Source organism: Shinella zoogloeoides (assembly GCF_022682305.1).
Classification (GTDB): Bacteria; Pseudomonadota; Alphaproteobacteria; order Rhizobiales; family Rhizobiaceae; genus Shinella; species Shinella zoogloeoides_B.
On sequence record NZ_CP093528.1, the window covers coordinates 569,413 to 584,305 of the forward strand.

The 14,893-nt window shown below is 66.4% G+C and carries 10 protein-coding genes; 6 read left to right on the plus strand and 4 right to left on the minus strand.

The window, feature by feature from the left end; translation table 11 throughout:
- Positions 1-39 precede the first annotated feature (39 nt).
- The 5 genes from bcsA to greA all read left to right on the plus strand — a co-directional run bounded on the left by bcsA (position 40) and on the right by greA (position 7,694).
- Entirely contained in the window at positions 40-2,208 is a 2,169-nt protein-coding gene (bcsA, locus tag MOE34_RS02805; RefSeq protein WP_242220796.1) for a UDP-forming cellulose synthase catalytic subunit, read from the plus strand.
- Positions 2,205-4,547, plus strand: a complete 2,343-nt coding sequence (locus tag MOE34_RS02810; RefSeq protein WP_242220797.1) for a cellulose biosynthesis cyclic di-GMP-binding regulatory protein BcsB — start codon at positions 2,205-2,207, stop codon at positions 4,545-4,547. Before bcsA ends, MOE34_RS02810 begins: the two co-directional genes overlap by 4 nt.
- A gap of 159 nt (positions 4,548-4,706) precedes the next feature.
- Positions 4,707-6,878, plus strand: a complete 2,172-nt coding sequence (locus MOE34_RS02815; RefSeq protein ID WP_242220799.1) for a cellulose synthase — start codon at positions 4,707-4,709, stop codon at positions 6,876-6,878.
- Between the two features lie 66 nt (positions 6,879-6,944).
- A complete protein-coding gene (locus MOE34_RS02820) occupies positions 6,945-7,154 on the plus strand; it encodes a hypothetical protein (protein WP_242220801.1) in 210 nt (69 codons plus the stop codon).
- Between the two features lie 57 nt (positions 7,155-7,211).
- Positions 7,212-7,694 (plus strand): transcription elongation factor GreA, encoded by a 483-nt coding sequence (greA, locus tag MOE34_RS02825; protein ID WP_242220802.1) that lies wholly within the window; start codon positions 7,212-7,214, stop codon positions 7,692-7,694.
- 149 nt (positions 7,695-7,843) lie between these two features.
- Here the strand turns inward: greA and MOE34_RS02830 are convergent, their stop codons facing one another.
- The 3 genes from MOE34_RS02830 to MOE34_RS02840 all read right to left on the minus strand — a co-directional run bounded on the left by MOE34_RS02830 (position 7,844) and on the right by MOE34_RS02840 (position 11,541).
- The gene (locus MOE34_RS02830) at positions 7,844-9,100 is read right to left on the minus strand and encodes an amidohydrolase family protein (RefSeq protein ID WP_242220804.1); all 1,257 of its coding nucleotides are present in this window, start codon (positions 9,098-9,100) and stop codon (positions 7,844-7,846) included.
- Between the two features lie 64 nt (positions 9,101-9,164).
- Positions 9,165-10,403, minus strand: coding sequence for a saccharopine dehydrogenase family protein (locus MOE34_RS02835; protein ID WP_242220806.1), 1,239 nt, complete (start codon positions 10,401-10,403; stop codon positions 9,165-9,167).
- A 37-nt stretch (positions 10,404-10,440) separates the two neighbouring features.
- Positions 10,441-11,541, minus strand: coding sequence for a carboxynorspermidine decarboxylase (locus MOE34_RS02840; protein ID WP_242220808.1), 1,101 nt, complete (start codon positions 11,539-11,541; stop codon positions 10,441-10,443).
- A gap of 527 nt (positions 11,542-12,068) precedes the next feature.
- Between MOE34_RS02840 and MOE34_RS02845 the strand changes: the two genes are divergently transcribed.
- Positions 12,069-14,324: a heavy metal translocating P-type ATPase gene (locus MOE34_RS02845; RefSeq protein WP_242220810.1), complete on the plus strand. Its 2,256-nt coding sequence runs from the start codon at positions 12,069-12,071 to the stop codon at positions 14,322-14,324.
- Positions 14,325-14,402: 78 nt separating this feature from the next.
- On the opposite strand, the gene MOE34_RS02850 is transcribed toward MOE34_RS02845, so the two are convergent.
- On the minus strand, positions 14,403-14,819 hold the full coding sequence (locus MOE34_RS02850) for a MerR family transcriptional regulator (protein ID WP_242220811.1): 417 nt from the start codon (positions 14,817-14,819) through the stop codon (positions 14,403-14,405).
- Positions 14,820-14,893 lie beyond the last annotated feature (74 nt).

Here is a 14,893-nt window from a genome sequence, read left to right on the forward strand (position 1 = left end):
TGTCGGTGTCCAACGCGCTATGACGGCGAAGGACGGCGTATGAAACATACCGGCACGATCATTCTGTGGGCCTTCGTGTCTGCCCTCGTGATCCTCGTGATCACCCTGCCCATCAATCTCCAGACGCAGCTTATCGCCAGTATCGCGGTGGTGACCTTCATGGCGGTGATCAAGGTGCTGCGCGCGGAGGGCATCTGGCGCCTCATCGCGCTCGCCTTCGGCACGGCGGTCGTGCTGCGCTATGTCTACTGGCGCTCGACGAGCACGCTGCCACCGCTGAACCAGCTCGAGAACTTCATTCCGGGCTTCCTGCTCTACCTTGCCGAAATGTACAGCGTGATGATGCTGGCGCTCAGCCTCTTTGTCGTCGCCATGCCTTTGCCGCCGCGCAAGAGCCGCGCCGCGCCGGAGGGCAGGCTGCCCTCCGTGGACGTCTTCGTCCCGACCTATAACGAGGACACGGCGCTTCTCGCCAACACGCTCGCCGCCGCCAAGGCCATGGATTATCCGGCCGACCGCTTCACCGTCTGGCTGCTCGACGACGGCGGCACGGAGCAGAAGCGCAACGCGGCGGCCGTGATCGAGGCCCAGACCGCCGAGGCGCGGCACCGTGAATTGCAGGCGCTCTGCCGCGATCTCGGCGTCAACTACCTCACCCGCGCCCGCAACGAGCACGCCAAGGCCGGCAACCTCAACAACGGCATGCAGCACTCGACCGGCGACCTCATCGCCGTCTTCGACGCGGACCATGCGCCGGCGCGCGATTTCCTGCGCGAGACCGTCGGCTATTTCTCCGACGACCCGAAGCTCTTCCTCGTCCAGACGCCGCACTTCTTCCTCAACCCCGACCCGCTGGAGCGCAACCTGCGCACCTTCGAGACGATGCCGAGCGAGAACGAAATGTTCTACGGCATCATCCAGCGCGGCCTCGACAAGTGGAACGCCGCCTTCTTCTGCGGCTCGGCGGCCGTGCTGCGCCGCGCCGCGCTCAACGAGGCGGGCGGCTTCAGCGGCCTGTCGATCACCGAAGACTGCGAGACGGCGCTGGCGCTGCATTCGCGCGGCTGGAACAGCGTCTATGTCGACAAGCCGCTGATCGCCGGCCTGCAGCCCGCCACCTTCGCCAGCTTCATCGGCCAGCGCAGCCGCTGGGCGCAGGGCATGATGCAGATCCTGCGCTTCCGCTTCCCGCTCCTCAAACGCGGCCTCTCCCTGCCGCAGCGCCTCTGCTACATGTCGTCCACGCTGTTCTGGCTGTTCCCGTTCCCGCGCACGATCTTCCTCTTCGCGCCGCTCTTCTACCTCTTCTTCGACCTCGAAATCTTCACCGCCTCGGGCGGCGAGTTCCTCGGCTACACGCTCGCCTACATGCTGGTGAACCTGATGATGCAGAACTATCTCTACGGCTCGTTCCGCTGGCCGTGGATTTCCGAACTGTACGAATATGTGCAGAGCGTGCATCTGCTGCCGGCCGTCATCTCGGTCATGCTCAACCCGACCAAGCCGACCTTCAAGGTCACGGCAAAGGACGAATCGATCACGGTCGCGCGGCTTTCCGAAATCAGCCGACCGTTCTTCGTCATCTTCGCCGTGCTCTTCGCCGCCCTGCTGATGAGCATCTACCGCTTCTACGCCGAGCCGTACAAGGCGGATGTCACCTTCGTCGTCGGCGGCTGGAACCTGCTCAACCTCATCATCGCCGGCTGCGCCCTCGGCGTCGTCTCCGAGCGCAGCGAACGGGCGGCGAGCCGCCGCGTCACGGTCAAGCGCCGTTGCACCTTCATCGCAGAGGGGCGGGAATATCCCGCCACGCTGGAGAACGTGTCGGCCAATGGTGCGCGCGTGCAGGTCTTCGGCCTGGAAGGAAGCCTTTCGGAAAGCACGCCGGGAGAGCTGCGCTTCATGCCCTATGGCTCCGAGCACGAGGAAGTCCTGCCGGTCGAGGTCCGCAACACCGAACATCTCGGCAGCGTCGTCGCGGTCGGCTGCCGTTTCATGCCCGAGGTGGCGCGCCATCACGCGCTCGTCGCCGATCTCATCTTCGCCAATTCCAACCAGTGGAGCGATTTCCAGGTCTCGCGGCGCTACAATCCCGGCCTCCTGCGCGGAACGCTGTGGTTCCTCGGTGTCGCCGTGCACCAGACGGGCCGCGGACTGCTCTATTTCCTGCGCAGCCTCGGCGGAAACAGGAAGGAGACCGCATCGTGAGGCTCCTTTCCAAAAAAGCCGCGATCCTCGGCCTCTCTCTTGTCCTGTCCGCATCGAGCGCCCTGGCGCAGGCCGTGCCCTTCGACATGTCCGGCGAGCGCGGCCCGGCCGTCGAGACGAAGCCGGCGGAAGGCGACGGCAAGCCCGCGACGGTCGAGACCCGGCAGCCGGACCGGAAGGCGGCGACGCCCGATCCGGCGGCGCGGCGCTATATCGTCCCGGCGTCCTCCCTCCTGCTCGAGGGCGAGATCGACAGCCGGTCCTTCCCGATCTTCCTCACCAAGCAGCAGGCGGGCAGCATCGCCTCGATCAGCCTCGGCTATTCCAACGCCGTCGTGGTCGCGCCGGAATCCTCCCGCCTCACCGTCATCGTCAACGACGTGAAGGTGGGAGACGTACCCGTACAGTCGGCGGAGGGCGTCAAGGACATGCGCTTCGACCTGCCGGCCGGCCTGCTCAGGCCCGGCGGAAACCGCGTGACCTTCCAGGTCGCCCAGCGCCACCGCACCGATTGCACCATCCGCTCGACCTACGACCTGTGGACCGCCATCGACCCCGCGCGCACCTTTCTGACGATCCCGGCCGAGGCCGATGGGCGGCTTGCGACGGTCGACGACATTCCGGCCATCGGCCTCGGGCCGACCGGCCAGACGACCTTCACCATGGTCGTGCCGGAAATGGGCCAGCCGGCTGCCACCAATGCCCTCATGCGGTTGAGCCAGGGCCTTGCGCTGATGGCGAAGATGCCGAACCAGATATTCGACGTGGTCGATTCCCTGCCAGCGAAGACAGGGCCGGGCGAGCTGGCGGTGCTGGTCGGCACGGCGGGTGACCTCGCGCCGCTGCTGCCGTCCCTGCCGGCGTCGGCGCACAGTTCGGCGGTGGCCGCCTTCGCCGATGCGCCGGCCGGCGATCACAAGGTCTTCGTGGTCAGCGGGCCGGACTGGCGTTCCGTCGAGGAGGCGGTCGAGGGGCTTGTCGCGCCGGTCGACCGGCCGCCCGGCATCACCCGCGAGGCGCTCAGCGTGCGCCAGCGCAATGCGGCGGACACGCCGCTGGTGACGGGTGCGACCTCATTGACCTTCGCCTCGCTCGGCGTGCGCACCGGCGAGTTCAGCGGCCGGCGCTTCCGCACCGGCTTCGACATCGGCATCCCCTCGGACTTCTATGCCGACGCCTATGGCGAGGCGACGCTGCTGCTGGACGCGGCCTATTCGCCCGAGGTGCTGCCGGGTAGCCATATCGATATCTACGTCAACGGAAATATCGCCTCCACCGTGCCGGTCACCAGCCGGAACGGCGGCATCTTCCGCCATCTGCCGATCCGCGTGACCATGCGGCATTTCCGCCCTGGCCCGAACCGCATCGATATCGAGGCGGTGCTCCTGACGCAGGCGGACAAGATCTGCGCTCCCGGAGCCAGCGCCTCGCACGAGCCGCGCTTCGCCCTCTTCGATTCTTCCGAGCTACGCGTGCCGCGCTTTGCCCGCATGGCGCAGCTCCCGAATCTGGATGCCCTGTCCGGCACCGGTTTCCCCTATAACGGCCAGACCGAGCCGGCGGCGCTCTATCTCGACCGGCTGGATGCCGACACGCTCTCGGCGAGCGCCACCTTCCTCGGCAAGACGGCGGTGGCGAGCGGCCGCGTCCTTCAGCTCCGGCCGGAGGCCTCGGCGCTGGCGATCGGCGAGCGCAACGCCGTCCTCGTCGGCACGATCTCGCAATTGCCGCCGCTGGTGCTCGAACAGACGCATATCGCCGTCGAAAGTGCCTCTTCCTGGGGCGCGACGGCCGGTGACGTGCAGGGCGGCGCAACGGAGGAGGCTTTCGGCGAATGGCAGTCGCGCGTCAGGGGCGGCTCCTGGCGTGGGCAGATTTCCGCCTTCGAGGCATGGCTCCAGCGCACGTTCGACATCTCGCTCTCCTCGCTGCGCCTGCTGCCCGGCGCGGAGCAGGCGGTCACGCCCGGCGACGACGCGCGCTTCCTCATTGCGCAGGGCGACAGCCCGGAGCGGGCCGGAACCTGGACGGTGCTGTCCGCCCCGACCGGAGCGGACCTGCGGGCCGGCATGAACGCCGTGGCGCAGGAAGAGCGCTGGCGGCAGGTCGCCGGCTATGCGAGTCTCGAGGGCAAGGGCATGGAGGAACTGGACACGCGGCCGGTGAGCAGCGCCCGTTTCGTCGCCACGCAGCCCCTCAGCTTCGCCAATCTGCGCCTCGTGGCGGCCAACTGGCTCTCGTCCAACATCCTTGCCTATGCGGTAGTGTTCTGCGTGCTGTCGATCCTGCTCGGCATAGCGACGTCGGGCCTGCTGCGCCGCTTCGGGCGGGAGAGTTGAGCGGCCGTTTACCGTCCGTTAACCCTATCGCGCTTTTATCGGCGCTGGTTGGCTCTTCCTGGGGGACATGGCGACATGTTCCGGCGTTGATGGCGCATGTGGGCGTCGCGGTCCAGGCCGGAGCCGTATGTGATGAACGAGCACCGAGGGAAGTTCGGGATGAAGTCGATCCTTGTCGCGGTCGTCCTCGCCTCAGCCGGGGCAGCGGGTGTCGCCGGTCTTTCCCTCGGCGTTGCTCGCAATCCGATGGCGGGGCTGGTCGACGCCGGATCGGACGAGGCGCAGGACGCGGCGCCGGCGGGCAAGAGCGCCCGCCTCGAATTCGCGCAGCTTCAGGCAGGTGGAAAGGATGCGGCGTCGGGCCAGGCGGCAGGGGGAACCGTTAAGGACGGTATCGCGCCGGCGGTCGATGAAAGCGCGCTGCGCTATTTCGCGGCCCGCGGGGATACCGCCCGCCTCAATGCCGAGATCGCCCGCCTGCGCGCGCTGTACCCGACATGGACCCCGCCGGAAAACCCGCTCGCCGTCCCCGTCAATGAGGACCGGCAATTGGAGGAGATGTGGGCGCTCTACAGCCAGTCGCGCTACGCCGACGTGCGCGCGGCGATCGCCAGGCGCCAGAAGGACGATCCGCAATGGACCCCGCCCGCCGATCTCATCGAGCGGCTCGATGTGGCGGAAAAGCGCGCGGCGCTTGTCGCCGCCTCGAACACCGGTAAGAGCGAGGAGGTCGTGCGCATCGGCGCGGAAACGCCGAGCCTGCTGACCTGCAGCGATCCGGACGTGCTGTGGCGCGTGGCCGAGGCCTTCGTCAAGACCGAGCGCGTGCAGCGCGCCAAGGATGCCTTCGGCTACATGCTGGACAATTGCACCGATGCTCCCGTGCGCGTGGCGACCGTGCAGAAGGCGTCCACCATGCTCGGCTATGCCGACATGCAGGGGCTTCTCGCCCGCGAGCGCACCGGCGCGGACGGTGTGAAGGAATTCGAGGCGATCCGGGGCGACCTTGCCCGCCGCTTTGTCGGCGAGGGGGATTCCGATCCGACGCTCACCGTCGATCCCGCCTATCTGAGGATCGTCGAGAAGCTGGCGACGGACGAGGGGCTGGCCTCCGATGCGCTGCTGCTTGGCTGGTATCACCTGCGGCGCGACCAGAACGCTGCCGCCGAGCCCTTCTTCCGCAAGGCGCGTGCCATCGAGGATTCGGCTTCCGCCTCGCAGGGCCTCGCCCTCATCCTGCTCGCCCGCAAGATGCCGGCCGAGGCCGAGGACGTGATGTATGCCTGGCGCACGAGTTCCGATCAGGCGATGGAGACCTATCTGGCGGCGACCGCCAACCTCCTGGCGCTCGACCCGCTGGTGCGGATCGAGCCGAAGGTGCTGAACCGCATCGCCGCGGTCACGCTGGAGGAGAAGCACCCGGAGACCGGCGAGCAGTTCGGCTGGTACGCGCTGGCCATGGACCAGCCGCGGACGGCGAGCGAATGGTTCTCGCTGGTGCTGCAATGGAAGGCGGATTACGAGCCTGCCGCCTATGGTCTCGGCGTCGCGCGGCTGCGGCTGGAGGACCTTGCCGGCCTTGCCGCCGTCAAGCAGGCCTGGGCCGGCCGTTCGGATCGCATCGCGCGGCTCGGCGAGGTGGATACGAGCGAGGACGCCGCACCGCTGCGCCGCGTGCGCCAGCCGAAGGTCGTCGAGGTAGAGCATGAATTGCCCGTCCGCGAGACTATCGTGTCCAAGCACGCATCGGTCGCCGGGGAAGTTGCCGCCAAGCCGCGCAGGGCCGCCCGTGCGGCGCGGCGCGGGCAGGATGCCGTCGTCAACTGCCGCACCACGCAGGATCCGTCGGGCCTGTCGCCGGCCGGCGCGCTGTCGCTGGGCTGGTGCCTGATGGAGATCAATCGGCCGATGGAGGCCGCGCGGGCCTTCGAGGCCGCGCTGGCCGGCAGCGGGCACACCCGTAGCGATGCGGCCTATGGCCAGAGCCTCGCCTATCTGCGTGCCGGGCTGACCGCCGATGCGGCCGTGGCCGCCACGCGGGCTGAGCTTGACGGAAACCGCACCGCCGAATTGCAGACGGCGATCCTGACTGACCGCGCCGTCGCCAGCTTCCGCGCACGGCGCTACCGCGAGACCATCGGTTTCCTCGACCAGCGACGCCAGTTCCACGCCGAGCCGGCCGACCTGATGGTTCTGCGCGCCTATTCCTACAAGAATCTCGGCCTGCGCGCCGATGCCCTGCGCCTTTTCGAGGCGCTCGGCGAGACAGGCCGGCAGGACGCCATCCGGGCGCTTGCCGAAATGCGCACCGAGCAGAAGGCGCGCCGATAAAAATCGGCCGGCTGGAACTTCCGCCGGCTGAACCGGTTTCCCCCTTTGCCTTGAAGGGAGGATGACATGAACGAGATATCCGACATCCAACTGCATTTCGATGTTCTGAGTTGCCGCGCGCTGTTGTGCTGCGAGGGCAAGGACTATGTCCTGCCGGATACCTATCCGACCCGCGAGGCCGCGGAGGCGGCTGCCAAGAAATTCGCCTGGGAGAAGCTCGGCGCGCGGAAGCGGGGCGGGCGCAGGCCTGCGGATATTGCCGTCTGGCTGCGGTAGCAATCGCCTGCGAATTTTCCTAGATATCGACCTCGGACATGAAAACGGAGTTCGCGTGTGAGCGTCGCATTCGTCAAGGAAGAAAGCGCGGAAACGGCAGCGGAAACCCAGCTTCCAGACCGTCCCGTCTCGCCTCATCCCAACCTGGTGACAGAGGCGGGCCTGAAAGCCCTGGAGCGTCAGCTTCAGGAGGCGCGCGCGGCCTTCGAGGCCGGCAACGGCGTCGAGGACATCAACGAGCGCCGCCGCCAGACGGCAGGCCCGGCGCGCGATATCCGCTATCTCGTCGAGCGCTTGCGAACCGCCCAGCTCATCGCCCCGCCGGCCTCGAACGACGTCGTCGCCTTCGGCAGCACCGTAACGTTCAACCGGGACGACGGGCGCGTACAGACCTACCGTATCGTCGGCGAGGACGAGGCCGACCCGAAGGCAGGGTCGATCTCCTACGTTTCGCCGGTCGCCCGGCTGCTGATGGGCAAGGGCGTCGGGGATGTGGTGACGGTCGGCGGGCAGGAACTGGAGATCGAGAAGATCGTTTGACAGGGCTAATTGGCCCGGCCGCTCCCCCTGCCGTCATCCTCGGGCTTGTCCCGAGGATCTGCCGACATATCGGAAAATGAGACGTTGCAGATGCTCGGGACAGGCCCGAGCATGACGAAGGAAAGGTTTGCGCCCGTCCTCGGCCATTCTTAGGGCGTCGCCTTCTCCACGCTGCCGGAAACGAGGCGGCCCTTGTGGAAGGTGGCGGTGCGGGCCGGCAGGCGGGCGACGGCTTCGGCGGTACAGCTTGCCGGGGCAAGCGAGAAGCCGGCTTCGTCGCCGTGCTTCGGCCAGGCGCGGTTGCCCGTGTCATCGAGCGGTAGAACGCCGCCGGTGGCGATGGCCAGCGAACGGGAGAGGCTGTATTCGTCCGAGCCGCGGTAAAGCTGGGCGTAGAGATTGGCCTTTTCCAGCATGTCGCCGCTGCCGAAGGGCGACCAGTGGTCGATAACGCTGTCCGTGCCGGTCATGACGGCAACGCCCGCCTCGCAAAGCTGCGCCAGCGGCATGACCAGCCTGCCGATCGGAACGGTCGAGGCGATGGCGACGCCGTTTTCGGCAAGGCGCGCGGCGGTCTGCGCAAGCTGCTCCGGCCCAAGGTCCGCCAGCGCGAAGGCATGGCTGATCGTCAGCCTGTTCTTCAGGGCGGGCGTCTTTTCCACCGTGTCGAGCATGTAGTCGATGGCGGCGATACCCGCCGGATTGCCCTCGTGCAGGTGGATATCGACGCCCTTGCCGGTGTCGAGCGCGATCTGGAACATGGCGTCGAGCGATTTTTCCATCGCGCCATCGATATTGGTCGGGTCGAGACCGCCGACGAAGTCGACGCCCATCGTCATTGCCTCGCGCATCAGCCCGTCGACCCTGGAGTGCAGCAGGCCGTGCTGCGGGAAGGCGACGATCTCGCAGGTGAAGTCGGCGTCATGCTTTTCCAGCGCGCGCTTCAGGTGTTCCAGGCTTTTCAGGCCGCTGACAGGATCGATGTTGCAATGGCTGCGCGCGACGGTGCTGCCCTTGGATTGCAGGAGGGCGATCAGGCCCTCGGCGCGCGCGACGGAGGTCGGCAGGAGCTGCGGCAGAAGCTTCTCCTCCAGCGCGATCATGTCCATGATCGTCTTTCCCTTGCGCGGACGCGGGGCCTGCCAGGGGCCGCCGTAGAAGGTCTTGTCGAGGTGGATGTGCATGTCGCGCATGGTAGGCAGCGCGAGCTGGCCGTTCGCCCGGTACGTGGGCAGGCCGGTCGGAAGGGCAGCGCTCGCGGCATGCAGCGCGGCGATCCGGCCGTCCCGGATTTCCAGCGTATGGAGCGCCGTGCGGGTGGCGACGATGACGTCGCCGTCCTTCTCGAAGCCCTCCTCCAGCCTGACGTCGGCGATGAGGTAGTGGCTGTTCTGGAAAGGCGTCACGGCGATGTCCCTTGCATTCGATTGGCAACCGGCCGCGCGCGGGGCGCGGCCGGCGGTTTCGGTATTAGAAGCTGACGGCGCGGTCGCCGTCCTCGTCCTGGATGCGGGTCGGCAGGCCGATCCGGTTCAGGAGGTTGATGAAGGGCTTCGGCGGCAGTTCTTCCACGTTTGCCATCTTCTTCACATCCCATTCGCCCGTTGCGACGAGCATCGCGGCGGCGACCGGCGGGACGCCGGCGGTGTAGGAGATGCCCTGCGAGCCGACTTCCTCATAGGCTTCCTTGTGGTCGGCCACGTTGTAGATGAAGACGGTCTTTTCCTTGCCGTCCTTCAGGCCCTTCACGTAGTCGCCGATGCAGGTCTTGCCCTCGTAGCCGGGGGCGAGCGATGCCGGATCCGGCAGCACGGCCTTGACGACCTTGAGCGGCACGACTTCCTGGCCTTCGGCCGTCTTGACCGGCTGCTCGGAGAGCAGGCCGAGGTTCTTCAGCACGGTGAAGACGTTGATGTAGTGATCGCCGAAGCCCATCCAGAAGCGCACATTCGCGCCGTCCATGTTCTTGGCGAGCGAATGCACCTCGTCATGGCCGCACAGATAGGCGCGGCGCGTGCCGACGACCGGCAGGTCGTAGTCCTTGCCGATCTCGAACATCTTGTTGGTCTGCCACTGACCGTTCTGCCAGGAATAGACGACGCCGGTGAATTCGCGGAAGTTGATTTCCGGGTCGAAGTTCGTGGCGAAGTATTTGCCGTGGCTGCCGGCATTGATGTCGACGATGTCGACATCCGTCACCTTGTCGAGATATTCGTCCTTGGCGAGCTTGGCATAGGCGTTGACGACGCCCGGGTCGAAGCCGGCGCCGAGAATGGCTGTGATGCCCTTCTCCGCGCATTCGGCGGCGCGCTTCCACTCGTAGTTACCGTACCACGGCGGGGTCTCGCAGATCTTGCCCGGTTCTTCGTGGATCGCCGTGTCGATATAGGCGACGCCCGTATCCATGCAGGCGCGCAGCACCGACATGTTGAGGAAGGCGGTGCCGACATTGATGACGATCTCGGATTTCGTCGACGTGATGAGCGCCTTCGTGGCCTCGATGTCGAGCGCGTCGAGGGCATGGCCTTCGAGTACGCCCGGCTGCTTCATCGCCTTCTTCTCATGAACGGACGCGATGATCTTGTCGCACTTCGCCTTGGTGCGCGAAGCGATGTGGATGTCGCCGAGCACGTCGTTGTTCTGGGCGCACTTATGCGCAACGACCTGTGCAACGCCGCCGGCGCCGATGATGAGCACGTTCTTCTTCATGTCCCGGAATAGCTCCTTCTGGGGTTGATGAGGGGGATTAGGAAAGGCTTGCTTCGTAGTCCGCGTAGTCGAATTCGCGGACGGTGCGGATGCTGCCATCGAGTTCACGGATGGCGATCGCCGGCATTTTCACGCCGTTGAACCAGTTCTTCTTGACCATGGTGTAGCCGGCGGCGTCCTGGACCGAAATGCGGTCGCCGACCTTCAGTTCCTGCTCGAAGTTGAACTCGCCGAAGATGTCACCGGCAAGGCAGGACTTGCCGCACACCATGTAGCGGTGCGGCCCGGTGTTCGGGGAAAGCTTGGCGCTCTCGCGGTAGATCAGGAGGTCCAGCATGTGCGCCTCGATGGAACTATCCACGATGGCGAGGTCCTTGCCGTTGTTGAGCGTGTCGAGCACGGTCACTTCCAAGGACGTGGACTTGGTGATCGAGGCTTCGCCCGGCTCCAGATAGATCTGCACGCCGTATTCGCCGGCAAAGCGTTTCAGCCGCTCGGCGAACTTTTCCAGCGGATAATCCGCGCCGGTGAAGTGGATGCCGCCGCCGAGGCTCACCCATTCCGCCTTCTTCAGGAGCGGCGCGAACTTTTCCTCGATGGTGCCGAGCATGCGGTCGAAGAGGTCGAAATCGCCGTTCTCGCAGTTGTTGTGGATCATGAAGCCAGAAACGCGGTCCATGACCGGCTCGACCTTTTTCACATCCCATTCGCCGAGGCGCGAGAAGGGACGGGCGGGATCGGCGAGGTCGAAGCTCGACGAGGAGATGCCGGGATTGAGACGCAGCCCCCTGACGATGCCGGCGGCCTTGTCGGAGAAGCGGTCGAGCTGGCTGACAGAATTGAAGATGATCTTGTCGGCGTGGCTGATGACCTCGTCGATCTCGTAATCGGCATAGGCGACGGAATAGGCGTGCGTCTCCTTGCCGAAGCGCTCGTGGCCGAGGCGTACCTCGTTCAGCGACGAGGAGGTGGTGCCGTCCATGTAGTCCCGCATGAAATCGAAGACCGACCAGGTGGCGAAGCACTTCAGCGCCAAAAGCGCCTTGGCGCCGGAAATCTCGCGCAGCAGCGCGATCTTCTCCATGTTGGCGAGAAGCTTCGACTTGTCGATCAGGTAGTAGGGCGTGTTGAGGGACATGGAGGACCTGTCTTCTTGCTGTGGATCGCGAGCCGGCCGGTGCCGGAACGCAATGGAACAGCGGTTCGCGGAGGCATCGGCCTCCCGCTCCGCTGGAATTCGAGGGAATGAACCGGCTGTTACGGTATTGTCGTGCGGACACGGCGATGTGACAGCGCCTTGGCGCTGTTCGCCCGGTCGGCGTATCTGGTGAAATGAAGGACGGGCAAGCGCGGTGTCTTCACCGGCCGCATGGCGGCGGCGGTCGTAACGTCAAGGCCAGATCGTGCCGCGATGGCACGTATCGTAAAGCGTTCTTCCGTTCGGGGGGCGTCTACCGAGCCCATCCCCGATTGGAAGAGGGCGTCGCAAGACATGGCGTCCTCCCCAACCAGCAGATGAAACCTGCAATAATGCGGCGCTCTCTAGCACAGGCCGGCCGCAGAATTCAATGCGGTACTTTGGCTGAATTTTTCCGGGATCGGCTCTTGCACCTCTAGTGGCTAGAGGTCGTAGAACATCCGCGACAGACTGAAGAGGATGATGCGATGTCCGATGTGAAAGAGACGCGGTTCCGGGTGGAGGGCATGGATTGCGCCTCCTGCGCCAGCAAGATCGACACGGCCGTGCGCCGCATGCCCGGGGTTGCGGATGTTTCCGTTTCCGTGACGGCCGGCACCATGCGCGTGCAGCACGATACGACGAGCGACCTGGAGGCGATCCGCCGCAAGGTCTCCGGCCTCGGCTATACCGTCACCCCGGGTGCGGCGCTCGCGGTGGAAAAGCCGGCCACCAGGCACGAGCACGGCCCCGGCTGCCACGGCCATGATCACGATCATCACGATCATCACGATCATGCCGGTCATGACCACGGCCACGATCATGCGCCGAAAGCCACCGCCGTCGAAGGGTTGCACGGTCACGACCACGGTCCCTCCGAAGGCCCATGGTGGAAAGGCAAAAAGGGCCGCCTCACCATTCTAGCCGGTGCGGCGCTGGTTGTCGCCTATGGCGTCGGCCATCTCTTCCCGTCCATCGCCGCCTATGCCTTCGTCGTCGCCATGGCTGTCGGCCTCGTGCCGATCGCCCGCCGCGCCATCATGGCCGCGCTCGCCGGCACGCCCTTTTCCATCGAGATGCTGATGACCATCGCGGCCGTCGGCGCTGTCGTCATCAACGCCGCGGAAGAGGCAGCCGCCGTTGTCTTCCTCTTCCTCGTCGGTGAACTGCTGGAGGGCGTCGCGGCCGGCAAGGCGCGCGACAGCATCCGTTCGCTCTCCGCCCTCGTGCCGAAGACCGCGCTTCTGGAAGACGGGGATGGCCGCATGAAGGAAGTGCCGGCCGAATCGCTTGCCGTCGGCGCCGTCATCCTCGTGCGCCCGGGCGACCGCATCTCCGCCGACGGCACGATCGTCGAGGGCGACAGCGCCATCGATGAAGCCCCGGTCACCGGCGAAAGCACGCCGGTGCGCAAGGAGGCCGGCGACACGGTCTTCGCCGGCACGGTCAACGGCGATGCGGCCCTGCGCATCCGCGTCACCGCCGCCGCCGCCGACAACACCATCGCCCGCGTCATCAAGCTGGTCGAGGAGGCGCAGGAATCGAAGGCCCCGACCGAGCGCTTCATCGACCGCTTCTCGAAATACTATACGCCCGGCGTGGTCGTCGTCGCCGCGCTCGTCGCGGTCATTCCGCCGCTGTTCTTCGGCGGCGACTGGAGCGCGTGGATCTACAAGGGCCTCGCCGTGCTCCTGATCGGCTGCCCCTGCGCCCTCGTCATCTCCACGCCCGCCGCCATCGCCGCCGCGCTGTCGTCCGGCGCGCGCCGCGGCCTGCTCATGAAGGGCGGCGCGGTGCTGGAGGGCGTTGGCAAGCTCACCGCCATCGCCTTCGACAAGACCGGCACGCTCACCGAGGGCAGGCCGAAGGTCACCGACGTCGTCGCCTTCTCCCAGCCGGCGGCCGAGGTGCTGCGCCTCGCCGCCGCGCTGGAGGCCGGCTCCAGCCATCCGCTGGCACTCGCCATTCTCGGCAAGGCCGCGGAGGATGGCATCGTTCCCCCGGTTGCCACCGGCTCCCGGGCGCTGGGCGGCAAGGGTGTCACGGCCACCGTCGAGGGCAGGGACGTCTTCCTCGGTTCGCCGAAGGCCGCCGCCGAGCGGGTCGCGCTTGCCGATGAGGTGCAGGCCGTCACCACGGCGCTCAACGACGACGGCAAGACCGTCTCCATGCTGATCGTCGACGGCGTTCTCGCCGGGGCCATCGCCATGCGCGACGAGCCGCGCGCCGATGCCGCCAGCGGCCTGAAGACCCTGCGTGACGCCGGCATCAAGACGATCATGCTGACCGGCGACAATGCCCGCACGGCAAAGGCCGTCGGCGCCGAACTCGGCATCGAGGTGCGCGCCGAGCTGATGCCGGAGGACAAGCAGCGCATTGTCGGCGAACTCCAGCGCGAAGGCTTCGTCGTCGGCAAGATCGGCGACGGCATCAACGATGCCCCGGCGCTCGCCGCCGCCGATATCGGCATCGCCATGGGCGGCGGGACGGACGTGGCGCTGGAAACGGCCGACGCCGCCATCCTGCATGGCCGCGTCGGCGACGTCGCGCTGATGACGGACCTGTCGAAGCGGACCATGCGCAATATCGTCCAGAACATCGTCATCGCGCTCGGCCTCAAGGGCGTCTTCCTGGTGACGACCGTCGCCGGCATCACCGGCCTCTGGCCGGCGATCCTCGCCGATACCGGCGCGACCGTGCTCGTCACGATGAACGCCCTGCGCCTGCTGCGGCCGATCCGCTAGAGCATTTGCAGCCGAAGCGGAATCGCTTCGGCGTTGCGCATTCTGGAGAACCGGAGTCCACCGAAATGCGCAAGCCGCTCAGTCGTGCTCGTCGGCGCAGAGGTCGTGGTTGGCGAGCGCCCGGATGACGTAGCAGTCGCTGATCTGGTCGGAGTGGCAATGGCTGGTGATGCGCTCCAGCTCGGCTTCCAGCTTGCGAAGCCGGGCGATCTTGCGCCGCACGGTGGCAAGCTGCTCGGCGGCGATGCGGTCGGCGTCGTGGCAGGGGCGTTCTGGGTGCTGGCTGAGGTCGATCAGTTCGCGGATCGCGTCGATGGTGAGGCCGAGGTCGCGGGCGTGGCGGATGAAGGCGAGGCGATCGCGCTCCTCGTGGGAGTAGCGCCGCTGGTTGCCTTCCGAGCGCTCGGCATGGGAAAGCAGCCCCATCTGCTCGTAATAGCGTATCGTCGGAACCTTGACGCCCGTTTCCCTGGAAAGATCGCCGATCGTCAGCATCGCCTCGCCTCATCAATGAACCGGCCCAAGAGATGTGCCGTGCGTCGCCGCAAATCAAGCCTTCTTTCGGGGTC

Bases quoted from the DNA above. Each gene is read 5' to 3' on its own strand.
- MOE34_RS02815 (WP_242220799.1), top strand. From the start codon at position 4,707: ATGAAGTCGATCCTTGTCGCGGTCGTCCTCGCCTCAGCCGGGGCAGCG.
- bcsA (WP_242220796.1), top strand. From the start codon at position 40: ATGAAACATACCGGCACGATCATTCTGTGGGCCTTCGTGTCTGCCCTC.
- MOE34_RS02820 (WP_242220801.1), top strand. From the start codon at position 6,945: ATGAACGAGATATCCGACATCCAACTGCATTTCGATGTTCTGAGTTGC.
- MOE34_RS02850 (WP_242220811.1), bottom strand. From the start codon at position 14,819: ATGCTGACGATCGGCGATCTTTCCAGGGAAACGGGCGTCAAGGTTCCG.
- MOE34_RS02845 (WP_242220810.1), top strand. From the start codon at position 12,069: ATGTCCGATGTGAAAGAGACGCGGTTCCGGGTGGAGGGCATGGATTGC.
- MOE34_RS02840 (WP_242220808.1), bottom strand. From the start codon at position 11,541: ATGTCCCTCAACACGCCCTACTACCTGATCGACAAGTCGAAGCTTCTC.
- MOE34_RS02835 (WP_242220806.1), bottom strand. From the start codon at position 10,403: ATGAAGAAGAACGTGCTCATCATCGGCGCCGGCGGCGTTGCACAGGTC.